Source organism: Haloarcula sp. Atlit-120R (genome assembly GCF_003665885.1).
Taxonomy (GTDB): domain Archaea; phylum Halobacteriota; class Halobacteria; order Halobacteriales; family Haloarculaceae; genus Haloarcula; species Haloarcula taiwanensis.
This window is the reverse complement of the sequence record NZ_QPLN01000001.1, coordinates 1,196,703-1,220,796: the sequence shown is the minus strand read 5'-3', so window position 1 is coordinate 1,220,796 and position 24,094 is coordinate 1,196,703. Positions and strand designations below refer to the sequence as shown.

General features: G+C 64.4%; 24 protein-coding genes and 3 tRNA genes. 10 read left to right on the top strand and 17 right to left on the bottom strand.

Features of this window, described 5'->3' with window-relative positions:
- The first annotated feature begins 63 nt into the window (after nucleotides 1-63).
- On the top strand, nucleotides 64-1,209 hold the full coding sequence (locus tag DVK01_RS06320) for a BMP family protein (protein WP_121535965.1): 1,146 nt from the start codon (nucleotides 64-66) through the stop codon (nucleotides 1,207-1,209).
- The gene (locus DVK01_RS06315) at nucleotides 1,209-3,581 is read left to right on the top strand and encodes a methyl-accepting chemotaxis protein (RefSeq protein ID WP_064288521.1); all 2,373 of its coding nucleotides are present in this window, start codon (nucleotides 1,209-1,211) and stop codon (nucleotides 3,579-3,581) included. The genes DVK01_RS06320 and DVK01_RS06315 overlap by 1 nt, the downstream gene beginning before the upstream one ends.
- Before the next feature lie 180 nt (nucleotides 3,582-3,761).
- Here the strand turns inward: DVK01_RS06315 and DVK01_RS06310 are convergent.
- Together DVK01_RS06310 and DVK01_RS06305 are read right to left on the bottom strand one after the other, a co-directional pair.
- Nucleotides 3,762-3,834 (bottom strand) — tRNA-Pro (locus DVK01_RS06310).
- A 55-nt stretch (nucleotides 3,835-3,889) separates the two neighbouring features.
- Complete coding sequence (locus DVK01_RS06305) at nucleotides 3,890-5,764, bottom strand: SLC13 family permease (protein WP_121535962.1); 1,875 nt, start codon at nucleotides 5,762-5,764, stop codon at nucleotides 3,890-3,892.
- Between the two features lie 142 nt (nucleotides 5,765-5,906).
- On the opposite strand from DVK01_RS06305, the gene DVK01_RS22125 reads away from it, so the two are divergent.
- On the top strand, nucleotides 5,907-6,080 hold the full coding sequence (locus DVK01_RS22125) for a hypothetical protein (protein ID WP_198560204.1): 174 nt from the start codon (nucleotides 5,907-5,909) through the stop codon (nucleotides 6,078-6,080).
- 31 nt (nucleotides 6,081-6,111) lie between these two features.
- On the opposite strand, the gene DVK01_RS06300 is transcribed toward DVK01_RS22125, so the two are convergent.
- From DVK01_RS06300 to DVK01_RS06290, 3 genes are all read right to left on the bottom strand, one after another.
- Nucleotides 6,112-8,094: a hypothetical protein gene (locus tag DVK01_RS06300; protein WP_121535959.1), complete on the bottom strand. Its 1,983-nt coding sequence runs from the start codon at nucleotides 8,092-8,094 to the stop codon at nucleotides 6,112-6,114.
- Between the two features lie 79 nt (nucleotides 8,095-8,173).
- Entirely contained in the window at nucleotides 8,174-10,219 is a 2,046-nt protein-coding gene (locus DVK01_RS06295) for a DEAD/DEAH box helicase (protein WP_101348862.1), read from the bottom strand.
- A gap of 283 nt (nucleotides 10,220-10,502) precedes the next feature.
- Nucleotides 10,503-10,868 (bottom strand): cupin domain-containing protein, encoded by a 366-nt coding sequence (locus DVK01_RS06290; RefSeq protein ID WP_101348861.1) that lies wholly within the window; start codon nucleotides 10,866-10,868, stop codon nucleotides 10,503-10,505.
- Nucleotides 10,869-10,956: 88 nt separating this feature from the next.
- Here DVK01_RS06290 and DVK01_RS06285 point away from each other — a divergent pair, with 88 nt between their 5' ends.
- Entirely contained in the window at nucleotides 10,957-12,162 is a 1,206-nt protein-coding gene (locus tag DVK01_RS06285) for a CBS domain-containing protein (protein WP_101348860.1), read from the top strand.
- A 3-nt stretch (nucleotides 12,163-12,165) separates the two neighbouring features.
- On the opposite strand, the gene DVK01_RS06280 is transcribed toward DVK01_RS06285, so the two are convergent.
- The 4 genes from DVK01_RS06280 to DVK01_RS06265 form a co-directional block, all read right to left on the bottom strand.
- A complete protein-coding gene (locus DVK01_RS06280; protein ID WP_121535956.1) occupies nucleotides 12,166-12,813 on the bottom strand; it encodes a phosphoribosyltransferase in 648 nt (215 codons plus the stop codon).
- An 82-nt stretch (nucleotides 12,814-12,895) separates the two neighbouring features.
- Entirely contained in the window at nucleotides 12,896-13,174 is a 279-nt protein-coding gene (locus DVK01_RS06275) for a hypothetical protein (RefSeq protein WP_101348858.1), read from the bottom strand.
- Nucleotides 13,175-13,217: 43 nt separating this feature from the next.
- The gene (locus tag DVK01_RS06270; RefSeq protein WP_121535953.1) at nucleotides 13,218-14,072 is read right to left on the bottom strand and encodes an HNH endonuclease; all 855 of its coding nucleotides are present in this window, start codon (nucleotides 14,070-14,072) and stop codon (nucleotides 13,218-13,220) included.
- Between the two features lie 99 nt (nucleotides 14,073-14,171).
- Nucleotides 14,172-14,242 (bottom strand) — tRNA-His (locus DVK01_RS06265).
- A 179-nt stretch (nucleotides 14,243-14,421) separates the two neighbouring features.
- Here DVK01_RS06265 and DVK01_RS06260 point away from each other — a divergent pair.
- The gene (locus tag DVK01_RS06260) at nucleotides 14,422-14,874 is read left to right on the top strand and encodes a DUF5814 domain-containing protein (protein ID WP_004590290.1); all 453 of its coding nucleotides are present in this window, start codon (nucleotides 14,422-14,424) and stop codon (nucleotides 14,872-14,874) included.
- On the opposite strand, the gene DVK01_RS06255 is transcribed toward DVK01_RS06260, so the two are convergent.
- Nucleotides 14,866-15,300: a CopG family transcriptional regulator gene (locus DVK01_RS06255; RefSeq protein ID WP_004515935.1), complete on the bottom strand. Its 435-nt coding sequence runs from the start codon at nucleotides 15,298-15,300 to the stop codon at nucleotides 14,866-14,868. The two genes, DVK01_RS06260 and DVK01_RS06255, sit on opposite strands and share 9 nt — an antisense overlap.
- A 133-nt stretch (nucleotides 15,301-15,433) precedes the next feature.
- On the opposite strand from DVK01_RS06255, the gene DVK01_RS06250 reads away from it, so the two are divergent.
- A complete protein-coding gene (locus DVK01_RS06250) occupies nucleotides 15,434-15,862 on the top strand; it encodes a VOC family protein (RefSeq protein ID WP_101348856.1) in 429 nt (142 codons plus the stop codon).
- Between the two features lie 35 nt (nucleotides 15,863-15,897).
- On the opposite strand, the gene DVK01_RS06245 is transcribed toward DVK01_RS06250, so the two are convergent.
- Together DVK01_RS06245 and DVK01_RS06240 are read right to left on the bottom strand one after the other, a co-directional pair.
- A complete protein-coding gene (locus tag DVK01_RS06245; RefSeq protein WP_121535950.1) occupies nucleotides 15,898-16,512 on the bottom strand; it encodes an RPA family protein in 615 nt (204 codons plus the stop codon).
- A complete protein-coding gene (locus DVK01_RS06240) occupies nucleotides 16,513-17,457 on the bottom strand; it encodes a replication factor A (RefSeq protein ID WP_121535947.1) in 945 nt (314 codons plus the stop codon). It lies immediately after the preceding gene.
- Between the two features lie 177 nt (nucleotides 17,458-17,634).
- Between DVK01_RS06240 and DVK01_RS06235 the strand changes: the two genes are divergently transcribed.
- Together DVK01_RS06235 and DVK01_RS06230 are read left to right on the top strand one after the other, a co-directional pair.
- Nucleotides 17,635-17,919 carry a hypothetical protein gene (locus DVK01_RS06235; protein WP_101348853.1) on the top strand — a complete coding sequence of 95 codons (285 nt, stop codon included), beginning with the start codon at nucleotides 17,635-17,637 and terminating at the stop codon, nucleotides 17,917-17,919.
- Between the two features lie 82 nt (nucleotides 17,920-18,001).
- Complete coding sequence (locus DVK01_RS06230) at nucleotides 18,002-18,994, top strand: mannose-1-phosphate guanylyltransferase (protein ID WP_121535944.1); 993 nt, start codon at nucleotides 18,002-18,004, stop codon at nucleotides 18,992-18,994.
- A 21-nt stretch (nucleotides 18,995-19,015) separates the two neighbouring features.
- Here the strand turns inward: DVK01_RS06230 and DVK01_RS06225 are convergent, their stop codons facing one another.
- Nucleotides 19,016-19,798, bottom strand: coding sequence for an SDR family oxidoreductase (locus DVK01_RS06225; protein WP_121535941.1), 783 nt, complete (start codon nucleotides 19,796-19,798; stop codon nucleotides 19,016-19,018).
- 62 nt (nucleotides 19,799-19,860) lie between these two features.
- Entirely contained in the window at nucleotides 19,861-20,313 is a 453-nt protein-coding gene (locus DVK01_RS06220) for a TRAM domain-containing protein (RefSeq protein ID WP_121511974.1), read from the bottom strand.
- Nucleotides 20,314-20,458: 145 nt separating this feature from the next.
- Between DVK01_RS06220 and DVK01_RS06215 the strand changes: the two genes are divergently transcribed.
- A complete protein-coding gene (locus tag DVK01_RS06215; protein ID WP_101348850.1) occupies nucleotides 20,459-21,916 on the top strand; it encodes a hypothetical protein in 1,458 nt (485 codons plus the stop codon).
- Between the two features lie 110 nt (nucleotides 21,917-22,026).
- Nucleotides 22,027-22,389: a group 1 truncated hemoglobin gene (locus DVK01_RS06210; RefSeq protein ID WP_101348849.1), complete on the top strand. Its 363-nt coding sequence runs from the start codon at nucleotides 22,027-22,029 to the stop codon at nucleotides 22,387-22,389.
- Between the two features lie 128 nt (nucleotides 22,390-22,517).
- Here DVK01_RS06210 and DVK01_RS06205 read toward each other — a convergent pair.
- From DVK01_RS06205 to DVK01_RS06195, 3 genes are all read right to left on the bottom strand, one after another.
- Nucleotides 22,518-22,622 (bottom strand) — tRNA-Arg (locus DVK01_RS06205).
- A 54-nt stretch (nucleotides 22,623-22,676) separates the two neighbouring features.
- Entirely contained in the window at nucleotides 22,677-22,973 is a 297-nt protein-coding gene (locus DVK01_RS06200) for a hypothetical protein (protein ID WP_101348848.1), read from the bottom strand.
- Nucleotides 22,973-24,070: a DUF373 family protein gene (locus DVK01_RS06195; RefSeq protein WP_121535938.1), complete on the bottom strand. Its 1,098-nt coding sequence runs from the start codon at nucleotides 24,068-24,070 to the stop codon at nucleotides 22,973-22,975. The genes DVK01_RS06200 and DVK01_RS06195 overlap by 1 nt, the downstream gene beginning before the upstream one ends.
- Nucleotides 24,071-24,094 lie beyond the last annotated feature (24 nt).

Below are 24,094 nucleotides of genomic sequence, written 5' to 3'. Positions count from 1 at the left end.
CTGTCGAGAATTGGGACCAGTAGTTTTTGCTGGTATACCTGATTCACTCAGAGTAGAATAACCGTGCGTAAACAAAAAATCACAAGGCGTCGGCTCCTCGCCAGCGGAAGCGCGGCCGCGACCGCAACGCTCGCCGGCTGTGCAGGCCGCTTCGGGGATTTCGGAGGGAGCGGAGACGAGGACACCGGCGACAGCCAGCAAGCGACGGAAAGCGACATCGACGTGAGCGATGCGGCGGCGACTGTCGGAATGGTGTACGCACTGGGCGGGCTGGATGACCGCTCGTTCAACGATGCGGCGAACCGCGGCATTCAGCGCGCGCGGCTCGATGACGGGGTCGAGTACACGAACCACGAGCCAACCAGTGTCGCCGGATTCGCCGAAGTACAGGCTGAGCTGGCGAGTTCGACAAACCCGTCATACGACCTGATCTGTTGTATCGGCTTTCTGCAGGCTGAGGGGCTATCTGAGACTGCAACGGAGTACACGGACCAGCAGTTCATGATCGTCGACTCTGTCGTAGAGGCCGACAACGTGGCGAGTTACGTGTTCCGCGAACACGAGGGATCGTTCCAGGCCGGGAACCTCGCTGGGCTGCTCACGACCAGAGATATCGACCTCGGGGCAGGCTCGACGAACCCGGAGGAGACGACCGTCGGATTCGTCGGCGGCCTCGACCAGCCCCTCATCCACAAGTTCGAGGCCGGCTTCAGAGCCGGCGTCGAGTACGCCAACACGGACGTCGATGTCCTCACGGAGTATCTCGGGAATTTCGACGACGTGCAGGGCGCCCGCGACATCGCAGCCGGGATGTACGATGATGGGGCGGATATTGTCTACCACGCAGCGGGTGGTGCAGGTGTTGGCATCTTCCAGGCCGCACAGGCCCACGGCCGGTACGCAATCGGAGTGGACTCAGACCAGTCTCGCAGTAACCCCCGGTACGCTGATGTCGTGCTGGCGAGCATGGTCAAGCGGGTGAACGTCGCAGTCTACGACGCGGCGACGGCGACGGTCGCGGACAGCCTCCCCGCTGGTGAGGTCGTCTCTCTCGGGCTAGATAGTGACGGGGTCGGCATTGTCTATGGCACTTCCCTCGAGCCGGCGATTCCCGATGACGTCAGGACGGCACTGTCGACATCACGGGAGCAGATCGCCGCCGGCGACATCGTCGTCCCCACTGAGCGCTCCAGCACGGGTGGTGCCTGATGGCGAGCGGTCCGCTCGATGAGCTGGCGAGCGCACTTGATCGGGTCGCCCCCGAGTTCGTCCGGCAGCGGTTCGCTGCGAAGTTCGCTGTCGCGTTCCTCGCCGTGTTGCTCGTCATCGCGGGCGCTGGGGCGTTCACCTTCCAGGCGACATCCACAGCAGTCGAACGCCAGACGACCGGACAGCTCGCCGAGACCAGCCAGCTAGAGGGGGACGCTATCGGCTCGTGGGTCGAGCAGCAGCGCACGCACACACGCTCCGTCTCGCAGGGCGAGCCACTCCGGAGCGACCGACGCGCCGCGGCGTACATCCTTCTGCAGGACCAGCTACTGCCCGATGATGTTGTCAGTATGCACCTCGTGAATGATACTCGTGGCGAGGTGGTCGCCAGCACGGAACTCCCGCTGGAGGGGCGGTCGCTGTCCGAACTTGACGCGCCGTGGACGAACGCCGAAGTGCCGGAAGGGCCTGGGAACAACAGTCAGGTGTGGTCGAGTAGTCGGTCGTACCGCTCACCGGTCCTCAACGACGAGCCCGTGATGGCGTTCGCTAGCTCGGTCCCGAAGCGTGACGGCTCGCATCTCGTCGTCGTCACGCGCATCCAGAGCCAGGTCGACCGCCTCAGCGATACGAACTCCACGAAAGAAACCACGATTCTGAACACCAACGACGAGACGGTACTGAACATCGACCGCGAGTTCGATGCCGACACCCACAGTGAGAGCCTCGCAGCGATCCGCGACGCAAACGGTACGGCAACACCGGTGACAGCAGTTTCCGATGGTCGCGTGTACGCGTTCGCACCCGTCCCGACGACGAACTGGGTCACGGTGACGAGCCTGGACACGGCGCAGGCGTTCAGTGTCCGTGATACGGTCGGGCAGACGGTCGGACTGCTTGTCCTGCTGGCGCTCGTTTCGTTGTCGGCTGTCGGCCTCGTGCTCGGGAAACGGACTGTCGACCCACTGAAGCAGTTGCGGGACCGTGCCGAGCGCATCGAGGCCGGCGACTTCGATGTCGACCTCGAGACGAACCGCGCCGACGAAATCGGTCGCCTCTACGGTACCTTCGACGATATGCGGCTCTCACTCCAGAACCGTATTCAAGAAGCGGAGGACGCAGTCGAGGAGGCGAAGACGGCGCGAGCAGAAGCCGAAGAACTGCGTACGGAAGCGGAGGACGCACGGGCAGAGGCAGAGGAAGCCAGCCAGCGCCTCCAGGAGCGCGCTGCCGAGTACAGCGCGGTGATGCAGGACATCGCCGACGGTGACCTCACGAAGCGACTCGACGAGGACGCAGAGGAGACAGCGATGCGAGAAGTCGCGGTGGAGTTCAACGCAATGCTCGACGGGCTCGAAGCCACCGTCAGCGAGGTCGCGGCGTTCGCCGACGAAGTCGCGGATGCCACGATTGAGGTCGCGACTGGGGCCGAGGAAATCGAGACGACGAGCCAGACGGTCAGCGACCGCATACAGGAGATCACAGACGGAGCCATCAGACAGCACGACGACCTTGAGGAGGCCGCCGCCGAGATGGACGAGCTATCGGCGAGCATCGAGGAGGTCGCAGCGTCGTCGACGACGGTTGCAGAGACGGCCAGGGACGCCGTCGACCGTGGCGAAACCGGCCGGGAAGCCGCTGAGTCGGCCATCGACGACATGGCGGAAATCGAGTCCCGGTCGGCAGACGCGGTCGACCAGATTCTCGATCTGCAGGAGCGTATGGACGACATCGGCGAGATTGTCGACTTCATCACAGATATCGCCGAACAGACGAATATGCTCGCCCTGAACGCCAACATCGAGGCCGCCCGCGCCGACAAGGACGGCGAGGGGTTCGCTGTTGTTGCTGACGAGGTCAAGAGCCTCGCGGAGGAGACAAAGCAGGCGGCAGCAGAGATAGAAGCCGAAATCGCGGCCGTACAGACGGAAACCGACGAGACTGTCACCGACATCCGCGCGACCAGCGACCACATTGACACCGGTGTCGAGACTGTCCGTGAGGCGGCCGATGCGATCGAGGATACCGTCGACGCGATAGAGAACGCCAACGACGGTATTCAGGAGATCGCGGACGCCACAGAGGACCAGGCCGACGCGACGCAGAGCGTCGTCCACCGCGTCGACGGGGTATCCGAGATCAGCCAGAACGTGACGGAGGACGCAGAGCAGGTCTCGGCGGCCGCCGAAGAGCAGTCCGCGTCCGTCGCCGAAATCGCCCAGAGCGCGGATGAACTCCGCGACCGTGCCGACTCGCTGGCCCGGACCGTCGATCAGTTCGACACCAGCGGCAGAGCGGTCGAGCGCGGCGATACCGCCGGTGTCGGCGGGGAGCGCACCACGCGTTCGGCTCCCGACAGGGCTGACGACTGACGCGACGTGCCCTCGCGGCGGGCTCTTTTCACAGTGTTGTTCGGAAAGTCGTTGCTGGACAACGGTAAGGACCGGCCACGAAGACGGGTGAGAGCAGCGACGACAGCAGGCGACTGGCAGTACAGACCGCTAGAGAGGAGCGGGAGAAGCGACAGAACGGTCGCATTCGGAATCCAGCTATGGGATCGCCCAGATTTGAACTAGGGGCGCGGGCACCCAAGGCCCGAAGGTTACCAAGCTACCCCACGATCCCGTACTACCACTTCGACTCGACAGCGTGTAAAGCGTTTCGTTGCGAGGCGGCCGTGTCACGCGGGAGCGAGGCCCCAGAAGTACGCGATGCCGAGCGTCGTCGCGACGGCGAAGACGGCCTGGAGCGGCGCACCGACCTTCAGATAGTCGGCGAATCGGTACCCACCAGGACCGTAGACGAGGAGGTTCGTCTGGTAGCCGACCGGCGTCATGAACGCCGTCGAGGCGGCGAAGGTGACGGCGAGGACGAAGGCGAAGGCGTTGGCGTTCAGTTGCCGGGCGGTTTCGATGGCGACTGGGATCATCAAAACGACGGAGGCGTTGTTCGAGATGATGTTCGTCAGGAGCGCCGTGACGAGGTACATGAGGCCGAGGACGACCGCGAGGCCGCCACCGGCGGTGAGGACACTGCCGGCCCCCATGACGAACAGCTCCGCAAGCAGGTCAGCGCCGCCGGTCTCCTGCAGGGCGATTCCCAGCGGAATGACACCGGCAAGCAGGAAGATGACGTCCCACTGAACGGCGTCGTACAGCTCGGGCGGGCGGAGACAGCCGGTGAGGACCATCGCGAGCGCCCCGCCGAGCGCCGAGATGACGATGTGAATCGGCGTCAGGGCCGCGACACCCACAACGGCGGCGACGATGCCGACCGCGACGGGAATCTTCGACTGGCGGAAGTCCGGTCGTTCGACTTCCTGGGCGACGATGAAGTCGTTATTGCGGTTGAGGCGGTCGATGCTGTCTGGGGTGGCCTGCACCAGCAGCGTATCGCCGATGCGGAGTGTGACGTGGTCCATTCGCTGGCGGTACAGCTCCTGTCCGTGGCGAAGCGCCAGCACAGTCGCGTCGTAGCGCTGGCGGAAGCTCGTGGAGACGAGCGTCTCGCCGATGAGCGAGGAGCCGGGAGCGACGACGACCTCGACGAGATTCTTTCGCTCGGTCGCGGTTTCCAGTTCCGCGTCGTCAACCTCAACCTCGGGAATTACGTCCAGCCCCTCGACGTCGAGGAGGTCGACAAGTGTGTCCCGGTCCGTCCGAACGGCAAAGACGTCGCCGGCCTGGATCGCTTTCTGTCCGAACGGTTCGAGGAACGTGCGCTTCTCACGGACCAGTTGGACGATATCCACGTCGAACTCCGAGACTCTGAGCGCCTCCTCGACAGTCTGGCCGATGAGCGGGGAGTCTTCGCGGACGACAACTTCGGTCAGGTACTCACCCATCTCGAACTCCCGGGTGAGGTCCTCTTCGGCCGGGATACGCGACGGGACCAGATAGCGCCCGACAGTGAGCAGATAGATCGTCCCGATGATAGTCACGATAATGCCGAGCTGGGTGAACTCGAACATACTGAACGGACGGCCGATCAGTTCCGCCGAGAGCTGCGAGGCGAGGATGTTCGTCGAGGTGCCGATGAGCGTCAACATCCCGCCGAACATCGAGGCGTAGGACAGCGGCAGCAGTAGTTTCGACGGCGAGAGCTTGCCTTTGTGCGCGATATCGGTCACCATCGGCAGGAGAATGGCGACGGCAGCGGTGTTGTTGATGAACCCGGAGATAGGCGCGACCAGCCCGACGGTCGCACCGAGCTGTCGCGTTTCGCTGTCCCCGGTCAGGGAGGCGATTTTCGCGCCGAGGATCTGGACGATTCCGGTCCGCTGGACGCCGTCGGAGAGAATGAACATCGCCAGCACAGTTATCGTCGCCGTCGAGGCAAAACCCGAAAGCCCGCGATCCAGCGGCGATAGCCCGTCGCCCGGCTGATGTAACACGTACACCGGCTCGGCGAGCAGCCCGATATCGGCCGCGAGTACCGTCACCGGTTCGGCCAGCATCAGCGCCACCATGACGGCGATAGCGGTCACGTCGACTGGCAGCGCCTCCGTCGCAAACAGCACCAGCGCGGCGACGATGGTCGCGAACACGAACAACATCCCCGGCGTGACAGGTGGCAGCGACACGTCTGTCCCCTGCGGGGCCAGTGACAAAAGGATGGGTCGTTTGCGAGTCGGGCGTCCGCTGGCACCCTGACCCGGCGGCCGACGTTTATCCCTGTCCGGGTCGAACAGTATCCCAATGGGAATTTTCAACGATCTCGGTCGAAAAGTCGAGGAGCTGAAACAGGAGGTCGGAAACGCGTCCGACGACGAAGCCACCCACCGGTGTATAGAGTGTGAGACGCTGCTTTACGCGGACCACGACGAGTGCCCCGACTGTGGGAGCACGTCGGTCATGGCCCTGAGCGAATAGCTACGACGAGGTGGACGCGCCGGGAACGGGCTCACCGAACCGGTCCGTCGCGGCCGAGGTCGTCGAGCAAAGCGTCGTAGCTCCGGCCGAACACGGCCCGTTTTCTGAGCGAGGTTATCGCCACCTCGAAGACGGGAACGGCGAACTGTCCGTCCGGTCCGCCGACGACGACCGCCGCTTCGTGGTCCGTCTCGTCACTCCAGTCGCCATCGAGATGTCGGACGAGTACCTCGCCGAAGTAGCCGCCGAGTTCCCGGACGACGCTGGTAAATGCGCGGTCGTCGAACGACGCATCGCTCCCGAACGTCGTCTCGGCGAAGCGCTCGTTGTCCCACTCTGTGTCGACCAGGTCATCGAGGCGTGACAGCGAGGCCGGGGAGAAATCGAGGTCGTGCTCGCCCCAGAACTCGGCGAACTCGACAGCGGTGTCAGCGTGGCCCGCGCGGACCGTGCCGGGATCCCACGAGCGGGCCGTCGAGCCAGCGGAGCCGTCCTGTAACGGTGTGGTCGCAGTGGCACCAGACGCCTCAGCGTCCGCAACAGAGTCCGATGCATCGGGACTGTCATCGGATGATGTCCCGGCGTCGGATTCCGCAACAGCTACCGGCTCGTCATCGACCGCCGCGGTGTTGTCGATGGCTGCAAGTGACTCGTCAGCCGTCGTTTCGGAAGCCGCCTCTGCGTCTGGAGCATCGCCTGACGACGCATCCGGCGAGCTATCGCGAGTCGGTTCGTCGTCCGTCGATGCGTCGGCCGGTCCGTCAGCGACTGTGTCCGTCGCTGCGTCGTCAACGGGTGTGTCAGTTGCCGACCCCACGGGCGCGGTGTCACCGGTTCCAGCATCGTCGCGGGAGTCGATAGGCGAGCCTGCTGGCGGTGTCTCGGTCGTCGGTGCGTCGTCCGAGGGGCCCGCTGTAGCACTATCGAACGAGGACTCTGCTTCGTCGATATATGCGGCCGCCTCGTCGGCCGCGGCCGAATCAGCGAACTCATCGGTAGCTGTTTCGGCGGTAGCAGGCGTGTCAGTGGTCGACGGCCGGTCACTCGGAACGGCGGTCGATTCCGCTTCGGTGGTTTCAGCGGTCGACGGCTCGCTACCGGCATCGTCTGACGCTGAATCGGTCGGGTCGGGGTTCGCGTCTCCAGCGATGTCGGTAGCCGTGCCATCAGCTTCGTTGGCCGGTGGTGCCTCGTTCGCTGGTTCGTCAGCAACGTCACCGACGACAGGTGTAGGGTCAGTGTCGTCCAACCCGTCACCCGTCTCCGCGTCGGCGTCGACCCGACGAACGACTCGGGTCGGCTCCGTTTCGACAGCCTGCGACGGCGCAGAAGCAGCGGTATCGCCGGCAGTTGTCTCACCTTGCTCGTCTGCCGCCGTCGGTTCGGGAGGTGCGTCGCGCTCGTCCGCCTGTCCATCGTCGACGCGGCTAACGATCCGCGTCGGCTCGGAAGCGCCGCTGTCGGTATCGGTTTCGTCCGTCTCCGGGACTGCAGGTCCGGCGTTCTGGACACTATCCAGTGCCAGTTCGGACTCCAGACGCGTCACGACGGCCGCAAACACCGGCTCGTTGCCGAACGAGCGAGCGGCCACGTCGAACACCGCGACGCCCACCTCGTCGTCCGGCCCGGAAACGGCGACGCCCCACCGGCCGTCGGACTGGACCCACTCACCGTCGTATGCTCGCACGAGGAGTTCGCCGAGATAGCTCCCGAACCGTACCGTGTTCTCGGTGTAGGTCGTCGTCCCCGCGGCGTCACCGACGGTCTCGCCGCCGTAGCTCTCCTCGATGGCTGTATCGAGACGGGCGAGCGCATCGGGGTCGAACGTCAGCGGGTCCGCGCCGTCAACGACGCGCTCGGCGTACTTCCGGAACGCCGTCGGGTCAAGCGTCGCCGTGTCCAGACGGTCCGGCCCATCGTCGGACGAGGAGTCACCTCCAGCCGTCCGTTCGTCCCCGCCGGTCGACGAGGCATCGCCACCGACGGCGCGACGGATCGTATCGAACAGGCCCATGGACACCGGAAGTACGTGCCGCTACAAGAATGTACGCCGAAAGGATATTCGGCCGACAGGTCTGCGGGGCGAAAGCGATTCAGTGCTCGTCGCGCAGTTCCATGTCGGCGACGATTTCGTAAGGATGCTGTCCCTTCCGGATGCCGTCGAGCAACTGGAACGCCTCGTCGGGCGCGAGGAAGTGCCGGGTCACAGCCCGGCCGAGCGGCGTCGGTGAGAGGCCGTCGATGAACTCGTATTCGAGCAGTTTCCCCAGTGCGTGTTTCGTCGGCACCTCGCCGACCATCCGGTCGTTGAGCCGCTTGGCCTGCTTGCCGGCAACGGTGACGTTCGCCAGCGTCTCCTCGACGGCCGCGCCCTCGTCGTAGCGGGTGATGACCGGCTCCATCTCGCCTTTCAGGAGTTTGAACGCCACTTCATCCTCGGTCATCTCCATGCTGTTGTGGTACGAGCAGTCCGGTTCGACCAGCATGTAGACGGTCCCCTTGTCGTGGTAGTCCGGGCGGCCCGCACGGCCGAGCATCTGGCTGAACTCCTGGACGGTGAGCCACTCGATACCCATCGCCAGCGAGTCGAAGATGACCTGCGAGGCCGGGAAGTCCACCCCAGCGGCCAGCGCCGCCGTCGTCACGACCGCCGCGAGGTCCTGGTCGGCGAACTGCCGCTCGACGCGCTGGCGCTTCCGGTTGTCCAGTCCGGCGTGGTACGGCGCTGAGCTGTACTCCAGTTTCCGTGAAATCTGGTGACAGCGCCGCCGGGAGTTGGTGAAAATGATAGTCTGACCGCGATAGCCCTTGCTGGACTTATTATCGAACGCCCGCTTGACCAGCTTCTTTTCCGTCTCAATCTTCTCGCGGCCGTCGGCGAACGTGACGTGGCGCTCGATGGGGACCGGCCGCTCCTCGAACTCGATGAGCGTCGCTCGGAGTTGGTCGGCCAGCTGGCCGGGGTTGCCGACCGTCGCCGAGAGGTAAATCCACTGCGTGTCGCCGCTGTCGGGCGCGCCGCCAGACTCACAGTAATACTTCAGCCGGGAGATGAGCCCGTCCAGCCGGTGGCCCCGCTCGTCCTCGCCGAGCGTGTGGACCTCGTCGATGACGACGGTGCCGACAGTGCCGAGATTCTTGCCGGTCCGGAGCGCGTGGTCGATTCCCTCGTAGGTCCCGACGATGACATCAGCTTCGGGGTCGAAGCGTCCGCCCTCGTCGGCGATACGGCTGGCACCCACGCGCAGCGACACGTCGACCATGTCGCCGTAGCGGTCCTGGAACTGCTCGTATTTCTGGTTCGCGAGCGCGACCAGCGGGACGAGAAACAGCATCTTGCCCTTGCCGTTGAGGACGCGGTCGATGCCGGCCATCTCGCCGATGAGCGTCTTCCCCGTCGCCGTCGCGCTCACGACCAGCTGGTCGCGGCCCTCCGTGGCCCCGTGCTCGACGGCGAGGCTCTGGACCGGGAGCAGGGTGTCGAACCGGGATTCGAGGTGTGCTTGCATACCCGGGTGGAGGTCCAGCGAGTCGACGCGGACGGGGTCGACCTCGTCGACGGTCGCCGAAATCTCGTCGAACTTCGTCAGGTCCGGGTCCAGTTGGCCCGACAGAAGGTTCGTCACCCGGTCGAGGTCCTGGACTTCCAGTAGCAGTTCTTCGAGGCGGTCGCGCGCGTCGCCGCTGATGCTCCCTTTGAACGCGAGTTCGCGGTCGAGTTGCTGACGAGCGCACTCCGGACAGATGGTCTCGTCGTCGGCTTCGATGGCCGTCTCGCTCGTGATCGGCGAGTAGCGCCCGTCGGAGGCACACAGCCGGCAGCTCCGGACGACCTTGGCCTCGATCTGGTACGCGTCGAGCATCTCGCGGATGCGCTCGCGGGCGAGCGGGGTAGTCTGCTCGGAGATTCGAATGCGGGCCGCACGACGGGCGATCTCGACGAACTGGTCGGGGGAGCGAAGCTCCTCGCTGGTCCCGTCCTTGATCCGAAGTCGGCGTGGGCGGGGGCCGGCGTCGGTCTCCTTGAGTTCGAGGATGCCGTGGAAGAGCCGGTCGCCGTCCCGCTGGGCGACGACGCGGAACTCCTCGCCGTGTTCGTGGAGGAACAGCGTCTCTACCTGTGCGGCCTGCTGTGACACAGTTGTCTAGTGGCGATTGCGCTACTTGAGCGGTTCGGACTAGGTGTGGGCGGGACGAATCACGCGGCTACGGTTTCGAACAGCCAGAACGCCCCGAGCCGCTGGACTACTGCGACTCGCTGCGCTCCTCGGTCGTTGCACTCCCTGCGGTGTTTAGGTCGTCTCGAACGCCCAGCGGTTCGCCCCTTTCGCTCCCACCCGGCCTGGATTGGGTAGTCGGCTCTGTGTTGGGCGCTCTGGTGCTCAGCTGTTGCTACGCCCGTGGAGATGCACATGCTAGCAGTCACTCCTGCAGTTTGATTTCGTCGTCGCCGGCGGGAACCGCACAGAGGAACGCACCCGGTTCGTCACCGTCGTTGCGGTACCAGTGGACAGCGCCGGCGGGGATATGGAGGCTGTCGCCGGCTTCGACGTCGTACTCTTCGCCCTCGATACCGACGGTGTACCGGCCAGCAAGGACGTACTGCTCGTGTTCGACCTCGTTGGTGTGTTCCGGTACACTGCCGCCGGGGGCGAGCGTGAAGCGCCGAATTGCGAGATTGCCACCGCCGGTCCCCTCGCCGATGAGAACGCCTTTTTTTAGCCCGTCAGCTGCGTCGACACCCTCGTACTCGATGTCCTCGGCCCGCCGAATCAGTGGGTCGCTCATGTGTGAGACATCGCGGGTGCAGCGCAAAGGCGTGGCGGCGGGAGTCCCGCCAAGGGGGCTTAAGACCGTCCCGCGTCAACTCCTCGATATGCGCCGGTTTCGTATCGGAAGCGCGTTCGGAATCCCGATCCAGTTGGACCTGACATTTCTCCTCGTACTACCGCTGTTCGCCTGGATTATCGGGACACAGGTAGAGCAGACGACCGAGCTCCTGAACGGGACCTTGAACGCCGGGCTGGACGCCGCCGTCCTCACCGACGGTGCACTCGTCTGGGTGCTCGGCATCGGTGCGGCCGTCGGCCTGTTCGCCGGCGTCGTCCTCCACGAGCTCGGGCACTCCCTCGTTGCCATCCGCTATGGCTTTCCCATCGACTCCATCACGCTCTGGCTGTTCGGCGGCATCGCCCAGCTCAGCGAGATGCCCGAAGACTGGAAACAGGAGCTGGTCATCGCCATCGCCGGTCCTATCGTCAGTATCGCCGTCGGCGCTGTCTGTTACGTCGCGTTCCAGATTCTCCCGAGCGGCGTGGGGACCATCGTCGAATCAGCCCGGTTTATTCTCGGCTATCTCGCGCTGATGAACATCGCGCTGGCGGCGTTCAACATGCTCCCGGGGTTCCCGATGGACGGCGGCCGCGTCCTGCGTGCGCTGCTCGCCCGCCGACGGTCCTACGCCAGAGCCACAACCATCGCCGCCGAGGTCGGGAAGGTGTTCGCCATCTTCCTCGGCCTGTTTGGCATCTTCGTCCTCGGAAACATCTTCCTCGCCGGCCTGGCCTTCTTCATCTACATCGGCGCGGCGGGCGAGTCCCGCCAGACCTCGATGCGGGCCGCGTTCGAGGGCGTCACCGTCGCGGACGTGATGACGCCGGCGGACCACGTAACGACGGTCCCCGAAGACATGTCCGTCCGGGAGCTCATCCAGACAATGTTCAGGGAGCGCCACACCGGCTATCCGGTCGAGCGCGGCGGCGAGGTCATCGGCCTTGTCACGCTCGAAGACGCCCGCGCCGTTCAGGAAGTCGAGCGCGATGCCTACACCGTCGGCGACGTGATGACGACGGAAATCATCACGATTAGCTCGGACACCGACGTGATGGACGCGCTGACCTCGCTCCAACAGAACTCCGTCGGTCGCCTGCTGGTCACTGGCGAAGACGACTCCTTCGAAGGGCTGCTCACCCGATCCGACATCATGACGGCACTCTCCATCATCAAATCGAGCAGCGACTACACCGCCATCGGCGAGCCGGAAACCGAAACCGTCCAACCCGAATCCAGAATAGAGCGGTAGCGGTCACTCGGCGGCGAGATACGACATCGCCGCCTCGTCGGAGACCTGCTCGAACTGCTCGTAGTACTGGCCGACAGCGCGGAACTCCGACGGTACCTCCAGACAGATCACCTCGTCGACCAGCGCTTTGAGGTCCGATATCGCCCGTGGCGAGGCGACCGGCACCGCGAGGACGAGGCGCTCGGGGTCAGCCTGTCGAATCTGCTCGATGCAGGCCCGGGCCGTCGCGCCCGTCGCCACGCCGTCGTCGACGAGACACACCCGCTTGCCGGTAAGTGACAGCGATGACTTCGAGTCACGGTAGCGCTGGGCTTTCTGCCGGGCGGTTTCGGCCATCTCCGATCGCGTGTTTGCAACGTAGTCACTGGGAATCTCTCGTCGGTTGATGACATCGCTGTTGAGCCAGACCGAGCCGTCGGCGGCGACAGCGCCGATAGCGTACTCGGGGTTGTTCGGTGCGCCGATCTTTTTTGCGACCGAAATATCCAGTGGCACATCGAGCGCGTCAGCGACTGGATGCCCCACCGGCAGCCCACCGCGCGGGATAGCGAGGACGATGTCGACTTCGATATCCCGCTCGCGCAACGCCCCTCCAAGCCGGTTTCCAGCCGCCTGCCTGTTCGCGAACGTCGGAGAGCGGTTGCGTCCCATACTGGTTAGTTCGCTGTCTTGATGCAAATATTTCTGCATTCTGGTGGTCAGCTGGAACCCTCGCGCCAGCCGGAGGACACCGTTACTCGGTGTCCAGCGCCGCGGCGACCGCTTCGAGTTCCCCCTTCCGGAAAGGCTGCTCTGCGTCCGCAGGGTTGTCATCCTCCTGCTCTCCGATTTGCCAGAGGATTCCCGCCCGCATCTGTGGTTTCGATGGCAGTCGGTCCGTATCTACGTCGTATCCGACAGCCTCGCAGATCGCCGCCAGCGCTTCCTTGGTGAACGCAGTCGAGACCGGCCGTTCGTACCGCCCGACAGCCTCGCGGATCTCGTTCCGCAGTTCGTCGACAGTCGGTGACATACGGGTACTGGCGGCGGGACCGATTGTGTAGGTTCCGGTCCAATTACACCGTCGTGCCGCCTGCGACAGGGGTATCCATTCGAGGGATACTGGCCCGCCAGCGCAACTTCGCCCGCGAGACATGGTCGAACTCCGCTCGGCGATGGCAGCCCGGACACAGCGAAATGACGTTGTCCAGCGTGTGTGCGTCCCGAACGGCGAGCGCCCGCATTGCGGCGAACGACCGAACCGGCACGATGTGGTGCACGTCCGGGTTCCGGCCCAGTTCGTCGGCATCAGTCCCACACAGTACGCAAGCGTGGTCGTCCCGCGCCAGGGCTTGCTCGCGCACCGCCTGCCATCCCGGTCCGTATTCGCCCACGCCACCGCCGCGCCAGTTCGGATGCCCGTCACCGGTGAACGCCGCCGAAAGCCACTCCCCGTGGCAGTCACGGCTGCAGAGGACGACTTCACTCTGAATCTGACTCGGATATCGCTCAATGCGGGCGTCGCAAACGTCACAGGAGACCGATAGTTTGCCACCGGACCACGAGTGGTGTGCAGCTCCAGAAATTTGTGGCGGGTCGCGCCACGCCGCGTTCTCGACACAGTCAGAGCAGTACACCCCATCTTTCTCCGACGGGTAATACTCGAACTTCGCGCCACAGACCTCGCACTTCGTCTGCTCTGTCGCATCCAAAAAGTTCGGATTAGCTTTTCCTTCGTACGATACGGCGGCATCGTGGCAGTGCTCCGAACAGTAGGCTCGGGCGGACTCACAGTAGAAGGAGTCTCCACAATGGTTGCACTCTCTATTCGGTAGCCGTTCGTCGTGGACGCGGCTATGATGCACTCCAAGACCACGTCGACTATCGAATACCCGACCACATGTCCGACAGTCGAACTTTTCACAGGTCAGACAAGAACGTAGTAGATAGTAAATATGAGCCGAGTAGGGTGAAAATAAAACTAAACGTACCGATGTCCTCGGTTCAAGACATATAAGAAAATTTATACAGTCCGGGTGCGGGAATTGAACCCACGTCTCAGCCACCACAAGGCTGAAGGATACCACTACCCCAACCCGGACACGCTCGCTGAAGCATTCGTAGATATTCCGCTGGAACAGAAATACGTTACGAATCTGGAAACCAGTGAGTCGTGAGAGCGCATGACAGCGGTTGCACATCGGTTCGGAGTGGGTTTCGACTAGGTCACCGGCTGCTTCGAGACGCTTTTACACAGCCGACGCGTACAGAGGGGCACGCGTGGCCATCACGGACAAAATCTACGTCAAGAACCACCAGCAGCTTGCCTCCCAGCTAGAGACGAGCTTCCCAAAGGGCGCGTTCAAGGGTGCGACGCTGGACATCCTGTTTCAGGGCGAGGGGTTGGCAAAGCTCGACGAAGCCTCCAGAGAGCGAGTCCTCGATTTCGCTGAAGACTTTCTGGACTGTGACTGTGAGGCCAACCCCCACTGTGGCTGTGCCGAGCGGAAGTTTATTTCGTACCTGCTGGAACTCCGCGAACAGGGAATGGGACCGGACGCCATCGTCGACGTGATGAGCGACGACTACATGCTGTATGCCTATCCGGGTGACGTGCTCTCCTTCCTCGATAACTCCGTCAGAACGTTAGAAGCCGTGGAAACCCTGGCCGACGTCGACGGGCGAGACGACGTAGCCGAAGACGTGCAACAGAAACGCCAGCGGTTACTCTAAGTCGTCGAAACTGCCGATGCGATAGGAGGCGTCCTCTTCCTCGCCCTGGTCAAGGTCTTCGAGGTGGATGACCTCGTCCTGATCCATTTCGTCGAGTTGCTGCCGGAGCTTGGTGACGTAGCGCTTGTGTTCTTCCAGTTGTTCGCGGAGGTGCTCGGCTTCGAGTTCGAGTCGTTCGTGCTCGCGGACGAAGCTCTTGGGTACTTCGACCTTCGGGGGGAAGCTCTCGGTGCTGGTCTCGGTTGCGTCGTCCTCGAACTCGTGTTCCGGCGCGACCTTCACCTGGCCGTCGTGGGAGACGAGCGTGTCGACGTAGTCACGAAAAACTGCAGAGAGCGAGATATCGCGCTCCTCGGCGATTTCGCGGAGGGTTTCGAATTTGTCCTCGCTGACGCGAAAGGAGATTGTCTTGTTTTTGTTACCCATAGTTATGTACTGTTTTAGCAGCAACGTATTTAATCGTTTGTCAGACGCTACCGGACCCGCACCTCGGTAGCCGTCTCCGGAAACAGTCGAACCGCCGTGATTTAACAGCCGGCCGACCTCGGTATCGGCAGAGATGGCGACAGATATCGACGCAACCGGCCACCACTTCGGCATCATCGTCAGCGACCTGGACCGCGCCGTTGAGTTCTACCGCGACGCGCTCGGACTCGACGTACTGACCCGCTTTTCGGTCGGTGACGAGGCGTTTGGAACCGCTGTCGACATCGAGGGGGCCAGCGCCGAACTGGTCCACCTCGACGCCGGCAGCGTCCGTCTGGAACTGGCGACATACGAGCCGGAGGGTGGGGCAATGCCCGACCCCGACCTCAATCGGCCGGGAGCGACCCATCCCGGGCTGGAGGTCGACGACCTCGACGCCGTCGCCGACCGCTTGCCCGACGATGTCGAGACGCTCAGCGGCCCCCAGACGACCGAGAGCGGGACGACGATCATGTTCGTCGTCGACCCCGAAGGGAACCGAATCGAGCTACTGGAGCCGTAACGCCAGTCGCAAAGAAACCGCCGACAGCGTCGAGGTTAGTCCGCGCTGGCTTCGGCCTGCTCGTCCTGTAGGCTCTCCAGCGCGCCGACGACCGACTGCCGATAGTTCTCGATTGACAGTTGCTCGTACTCCTCGTCGGCCATCGCGATGTACTCGTCGGTGGCCGGGTCCTCCATGTCGGCCTCCTTGTACCGCTTGACCCGATCAAGCGTCCGCTCGGCCGTCTCCACGACCCAGCGGTCCCGGGTCGCCTCGTCGACCTCCGAGATCGACTCGGGGCGGATCGAGACGTTCACCTCGCCCTCGTCGGTCTCGTAGGTGCGTGGCTTGCCGACGACGGCGACGTAGGCGGGCGGTTCCAGTTCGCGGAGCATCGACGCCGCGTCGGGCTGGTACTGCCCGGCGTACATGAAGAACGTGTCGCCGTTGGGGTCGACGACCCGCCCCTGCCAGTACTCGCTATCCTCGCCGACATCCTCGGTCTCGGTGAGGGTCCCGACCAGGAACACGCGGTTGGCGCGCTGGCCGGTCGGGAGGAGGACGTACACCGGCGCACGGTCGTCGTCGGATTCCTTGAACGTGTAGCTCGCGTCGTTGAACTCGCGTGCGAAGACGCGCCGTGCGACCTCGCGGGTAGGTGTACTCGCCATTTAGATCGACCTCGCTTTGATAAGAATCTCGTCTGCATCCACGGCCCCGGTCAGTCGTTCCTGCTCGTCGGCGAGCAAGTAGCGGCCGAAGGTCGGGCCGCGAACGCGGTAGTACCGGCCGAGGATCTTCTGTCGCATCTCGTCGGCGACGACTGTGGTATCGAGCGCGTCCATCGCCATCTCCTTCGCTTCTTCGAGGGTGATACCGGTCAGTTCCTCAGTCGCTTCCTCGTCGAAGATAACCTCGGTGACCTCCTCGCCGTCATCGAGAACGCCCTTGATTCGGAGGTCGAACTCGCCTTCGACCTCGCCGTGTTCGCTACAGCGGCCGTTCTGGAGGACGCGCGTGCAGTCGTCCTCCGGACAGCGTTTGATGAGCCCGGAGCCGGACTGGATGTCGACCAGTGCGCCCTCGGCCTCGACGCTGTCGTCGCCGACCTCGATCTCCTCGTCGAGTTCCTCGATAGTGGTCGTCCGGTTGAGCTTCACGGAGAAGCGCCCCTGGTACTCGTCGGTGACGACGTTGCGCAGGGCGTAGGACTTCCCTTCCTCCAGGGAAGGCAGGTCGGACTTCGACCACTTCGTAAACTTAATCGTGCCCGTCTCGTCGCCCAGCAGGCCGACCTGGGCCACGGCGTCGGCGCGCGGCTCCCAGAGTTCGACGACCGTCGCGCGAACGTCGACCCACTCCTCGGGGGCGTCGACATCGGCGACGTTCACCTGCTCGTTGCCGCCACCGTCGCCGCTGCCCAGCTGGTCGCGGTCCATGCCGGCCTCGTCGAGGTACGTGTTGACGACGCTCCGGCGGGCCTCGCTGATCGGGACCTGATAATCGTTGACCAGCGTATCGAGACGCTCGACGACGTCGTCGACATCAATCTCTAGCTGGTCGGAAAACTGCTCGTGTATCTCTGTCGCGTGGGTTCGCAAATCTGACTCAGTCATTGGCTGTCACTGTCTCCGCCTGGTTTTCGTTGGGAGACGTTCGATGGTTGGTCGTCTTCGGTTATAAACACTCGCCCAGCGGAGTGAAAGTGAACCTGCGTGCGAATGTCGCGGCCCCGAATTGAGTTGTGAGGGCCACGCGAGAAGATTGATTTGTGGCCGGGCACAACGGTCAGTATGGCCGACGACGACCGACTCGCACGGTTCATCCGGGAGACCTTGCGGTCGGCCGAGCAGCAACTTTCCGACGCGAAGAAGGCCTACAAGAACGGCAAGCGGTCGGCGGAGGCCGGCCTGCCCAGAGACGAGGAAGGGCGGGCCCGAATCGTCTGTCGCCGGCACGCCGAGTACCGCGCGGTGTCGATGGACGAGCAGCGACGGCCAGTCTGCTACGACGCGGAGAACCCAGACTGTCAGGGCTGTGTCGAGGATATCAGGGGCGGCACCATAGAGACGTGGTAAGTCGCTGACGGCAGTGGCTTCGGCCGGTCCTCCCCTCGGTCGCCAGTACAACACTTTAGCACCGGCCGGCTGAACGCGGAGTATGGAGCGACCAATCGTCGCGCTCGTTCTGGCCGGCGGGACCGGCACACGTCTGTATCCGGCGAGTCGAAGCGACCGGCCCAAACAGTTTCTCTCCTTTGGGGCGGACAAGTCACTACTCACCGAGACTGTCAACCGTGTGGGGTTCGCCGACGAAACCTACGTGCTGACCCGGGAGTCATTCGCCGATGGGGTCCGAGAGCGCGTCCCGAATGCGGCAGTGTTGACCGAGCCGGACCCCAAAGATACCGGGCCGGCGCTTGTGTACGCAGCCCACCGAATCCGCGAACAGGTCGGCGACTGTGTCCTGTTGTGTCTGCCCAGCGACCACCGGATTTCGGGGCCGTTCGAGCGGGTCGGGCGGACGGCCGCGCGAGTCGCAGTGGAAACGGAGGGGATCGTCACCGTCGGCATCGAACCGGACCGGCCGGCGACCGGTTACGGCTACATCAAGCCGGGCCCGTCAGAGAACGGCTTTGCGCCGGTCGAAACATTCCACGAGAAACCTGACCGGGAGACCGCGACGGAGTACGTCCGGGAGGGATTCTACTGGAACGCCGGGCTGTTCGCGTGGACGCCGACGACCCTCCTGTCGGCGGCAGCGTCCTCGCCGCTTGCACCGATGGTCGAACGGCTGGACGAGGACGCCGATGCGGCGTTCGACGTCGTCGATCCGGTGAGCATCGACTACGCTGTCCTCGAAGACGCCGAGAACGTCTTCGTCGTTCCGGCGGCGCTTGACTGGGACGACCTGGGGTCGTGGGACGCTTTCGAACGCGTCCTCGACAGTCAGGACCGGAACGCGGTGCTCGGCGACGCGGTGACCATCGACGCCGACGGGAACGTGCTAGCAAGCGACGGCCACGTCAGCGCCGTCGGCGTCGAAGACCTCGTGGTAGCTTCTTTCGACGACCGGACATTGGTCGTTCCGAAAGACGAGGCCCAGCGAGTCAGGGAAGTGGTCGCCAAACTGCGGGACGATGAGCGGTTCTGACTGGACCGCTGGTCGGGACCGTCAGCTCCGCATCGCGCCGCCGTCGACCGGGAGCGCCGTCCCGGTGACGTACGACGAGCGGGCCGACGAGAGGAACGCCACCACGTCGCCGAGTTCCTCCGGCTGGCCGACGCGTTCGAGCGGCGCGTCCGACCACGATTCGATGCCCTCCTCGTAAGATTCGTACTCGCCGCGCTCGACGGCGGCCTCAACCAGTTCCTCGATACGGGGCGTCTCGTGTGCCCCGGGGAGGACGGCGTTCACGCGAACCTCGGGTGCGAACTCACGGGCCTGGGTCTTCATCAGGCCGATGACGGCCCGGCGGACGGCGTTCGACAGCACCAGGTCGTCGATGACTTCCCGGACCGAGCGGGACGTGATGTTGACGATGGTGCCGGCCTCGGAGTCACTGAGGTACGGGTAGGCGGCCCGGGTGGTCCAGACGGCGCTCATCACCAGCAGGTCGTAGGCGCTGTACCACTCGCGCTCGGTCGTCTCCATGAACGGGCCGGGGGCCGGGCCGCCCGCGCTGGTGACGACGTGGTCGAGGCCGCCGAAGGTGTCGACGGTCTCCTCGACGAGCGCCGCTATCTGATCGGGGTCGGTGATGTCAGCTTCGACGGCCAGCACGTCGCCGTCACCGACTGATTCGAGCCGCCCCCGTGCTTCGTCGACGTGGTCCGGCGTCCGACCACAGACAGCCACATCGGCTCCCTCAGCGGCGAGCGCTTCGGCGCTCGCAAGTCCGAGCCCGCTCGTCGCGGCGGTACACAGCGCTGCGTTGCCATCGAGTTCAAGGTCCATACCCAGAGGAAGGGCTGACTGGCTCAAAGAAGTCCCGCTCGCAAACGGTCCGGCTGACTGGCCTAGCTGCCCCAGAAGTTGTCCCGGCTTCCGAGACGGCGGCCGTCATCGTCGGGGTCGTCGTCCGTCTCGTCGGTCTCGGTGTCGCTCTCACCGGACTCAGCTTCGGACGGCGCTTCGTCCATCTCCAGGCGCTCGATTTCCTCGGCCCGGGCGTGGTTCGAGTGGACGTTCGTCACCTTGACCAGCGAACGGGCCGGGGGGAGCACGCCGTCAACCATGATGATGAAGCCGTCCTCGGTCCGCCCGACACCGGCCCCGCTCTCGTGGATGTCCTCGACGTCGACGGTGACCTCCTCGCCCATCTTGACCGGCTGGCTCTTGAGTTCCGAGATCGGCTGGTTGTAGTGATTGCACCACTCTGCACCGCCGCGGTCGCCGTAGTGGGTACAGCCCATCCCCTGGATTCGTTCGGTGAATTTGGGACAGTCGTCTGCGAGCGGACAGTCGGCCATATCAGGGGATAACGCGGCCGCTGGCAAAACGCTTGCGACCCCGTGTCCGAGGTACACAGCCTGTTATTACCTTTGAGATTTTCACCGGCACACACTTTACCGCCACTCGCTGGTTGTCGCGTAGCATTCAGTCGCACCCAGAGCTATGAGAACGCAGCTGTTGACAGGACTGGTTTGTCTCCTTCTGGTTTGTGCGTCCCCGGTCGCCCTCGGTGTCGGATCGGGACTACCAGAGCGAGGCAGCGCTGGCGGCGACAGTTCGATTGGCGTCGAGTACGCAATCGATAGAGAGCCGAACCAGACCGGTCACGTCCGGGTAACCGCGACGATTGATCGCCCACGACACGTCACTGGACTGTCGGTGCGGACGCCAGCGGAGGCGACAGTCCACAGAGCTGACGGCCTCCAGTCCAATGGCGACCGCTGGCGTCTCAGCGGTGCTGCCAGGACAGCACGGTTGACCTACACCGTGCCGGTCGGACTCTCGACAGCGTTCGGCCAGCGGACCGCCGACACCCACAACTGGACGCTATTGGCCAGACAGGAAGTGTCACTGCGTGCCCGCTGGCGCTGGCACGTCGGGCCGCGGCCCACGTGGAACGAGTCACTCGCGCTCGCGCCCGGTCAGAGCGGTGTCGCCGGGAGGACAGCCGCCTACATCGGTCCCCACGGGACAGAAACCAAGACGGTCGATGGCGACCGAATCACGCTCATCGTCCCGGCAGCGTCGGAGCTGCGGCCCGACAGAGACGCCATTCTAGACTCTATCAGCCATGCGAAGCGTGCCTCGACTGCCGGACGGGACCACGACCACATCCGCGTGTTTGTCGCGCCGAACGAACTCGCGTCGGGCGGGTACGCCCCCTCGAACGGCGAGCCGGACGTCATCGTCAACGCCGGGGAACCCGTCCGCTCCCCGGTCAACGTCTGGGTCCACGAGTACCGCCACACCCGACAGACGTTCGAGGCGACACCGGAGATGGTGTGGCTCGAGGAGGGGAGCGCCGACTACCACACAGCGGCGCTCACCTACACCGCGGGCGACATCGGGCAAGACCGGTTCCGGGACAGGGTCACGACCGAGCGTTACGAGACTGCGGACCTGACACGGCCCGACAGCTGGGACGGCCCCGGGCCGCAGTACCACAAGGGAACGCGCGTCGTCGCAGCCATCGACGCCCGCCTCCGACAGACGACCGACGGTCGCCGGACGTTCGAAGCCGTCCTCGGCAGGCTGATGCAGCAGGACGACCGCGTCACTCTCGCGCTGTTCGCCGAGACGGTGTCAGCCGTCGCCGGGACGGACCTCGATGCATTCGTTCGGCGGGCCGTCACTGGCGACGCACCGTCGGTCCCGATGGACGCGCTCATAGACCTCAGCCCGCGACGGAGCGGGTCGGCAGACACGACCGAGCGGCCGATGAACGCCGCGCCGGCACTCGAGCGCGCCACCACGGCGACCAGCGCCGGGGACAGGTCCGGGGCCGGCGTCGGTACTGCACGACCTGTCACCGACCGCCATGGAGAGTGGACCGTCCTCGGGACGCTCGGTATGCTGACGGTGGTGCTGGTCTCTCGCCAGCGACGGCTGGAACGGCCGTAGCTCCAGATAGGCGTCGTTCGAGCCGGGAACGTCGGCGCGGCCGCGGCGACGACCGACCCGAATATGTTCTTCCACAACCGTCATGTCGACCGCTTCCGTGCCCTCCAGCAATGGCATCACAGTCCATCTTCGAGCGGATCGGCGGTCGCGACGCGGTCGAGGCGGTGGTCTCGGATTTTTACGACCGCGTGCTTGACGACCCGCTGCTCGAACCGTACTTCGAGGAGACCGACATGGACCAACTTCGCAGCCACCAGGCGCAGTTCATCAGCGCCGTCACCGGCGGGCCGGTCGACTACGACGGGGACGATATGCAGACCGCCCACGAGGGCATGGGGATCACAGAGGACGCCTTCGCCAGTGTCGCCTCCCATCTCGAAACCGCGCTCCGCGAGAACGGCGTCCCCGACGACGACATCGAAGCAATCCTCACCGAAGTCGCTGCCATGGAAGACGACATCGTGGAGGCGTAGCCCACCGGCGTGTCAGTTTTTCATCAGAAAGGCGAGTGCGTTTCTCGACCACGAGACGAAGGCAGTGACTCCCGTGTGCGGAACCTCCTGTGTGTTTCGGCACGCTTCGGTATCGTTCAGCGGCGGGACGGGCACGGTGGGATTCGAACCCACGACCGTCGGATGTCTTCCCCCGATGGCAGCGCCAGCGGAGATAGAAGTCCGACGCTCTATCCGGACTGAGCTACGTGCCCTCGCTGTCGTGTACTTCCGGTAGTGACAAAAGAAATGCGGAACACAGTCGCCAGTCAGTCGTGGGGGTCGAGGTCTTCTTCGACATCGTCGGGCGTTGTAATGGCGTTCACGTTGCCGGTCTGAATCGCTGCCAGTCCGTCCAGACCACAGAGGGCGTCGATTTCGTCCTGTGTCGCCGAGACCAGCAGGTCGTCGAACTGGAGGCGGCGCTCGACGGTCGCACCGGCGGCCTCCGCGGCGGCGGCAACGCGCTCGGGGTCAGCACCGTCAGCCGTTTCGAGAACCAGATCGACGGGTTCGCCGTCGACTGGGTCCGCGCGCAAACTCTCGACGGCACGAGAGACGTACATTATTCGGATGAGGGGCCCCCGGGGCCTTGATTGTGCTGTTCGGGGCGGTCGAAGCGGGCCTCCACGACGGCAAAGGCCAGCGTACTGACCAGCCCGAGCAGCGTCCCGCCGGTGAGCATTATGGCGAGATACTCCAAGTCCTGAGTGCCGAGGAAGAAGGCGCTGACGGCGTGTAACACGAGGGCGATCGAGAGGACGTAGAAGGGGGCGTTGAGATATCGCCACCGGAAGCTCCCGTCGAGATACTCGTCGGTCACCCGGCCGAGGCTGGAGGTGATGCCGGCGGCGGCGAACCACTGGATCGCGCCCGACACCAGCGACGCGATGACTTCGAGTGCATCGGGGTCCGTCTGGCGTCCGAGTTCCTGAACGCCGTTGACGCCGCCGATAGCAAGGAGTGCGGCCGCAACGACGTAGGTGATAATCGTCACGCGCCCGGCGTACAGTCCGGCGGTCGTTCGCTCGACCGCTTCGTCCAGTATCTTCTCGGCACCGAGGCCTCGGGCGAGAATGTAGAGTCCGAGCAGGCCGGAGATGACACCGAGCGCAGAGCCGGGGTAGCCCAGCGCTTCAATAGCGATTGTCAACGGGTAGATGAGCAGGAGAATACCCAGCGGCACCAGAATTGTGCCGCGGGTTTCCGGGTCATCAAGCACCTGCTTGATGGTGTAGTACATCGATTCGAGATTCTGGGCCTGCCGGACGACGACGCGGCGGACGCCGTCGATGCGAACCCGCGAGCGGATAACGGGGACCACCGACTCGTCCTGTGCGCCGTCGGTGACGAGGAGTGCCCGGACATCCTCACTGGCCGCCAGCGACGCGAGAACAGTATCGACCTCCTCGCCGACCGCGCGGTTGGCGGCGACATCGCTCCCGTCGACGCCGGTGACGGCCGCGACTTCGACCGGCTCGTCGGTGATGTCGTCGTAGATGTGAACGCCCTCGAAGAGGACGTTCACGTCGGAGTCCTCCGGGTCGTTCGAGGCCAGCGCCACCGCTGCGTCCACGACGGCATCGCGCCCGATGACGGGCGTCTCGATGCCGGTCTTGCGGCCGAGGTCGTCGTCGAGGTCGATACACAGCACCAGCAGCATCTGTCGGCGCTACGCCGTCTGTGT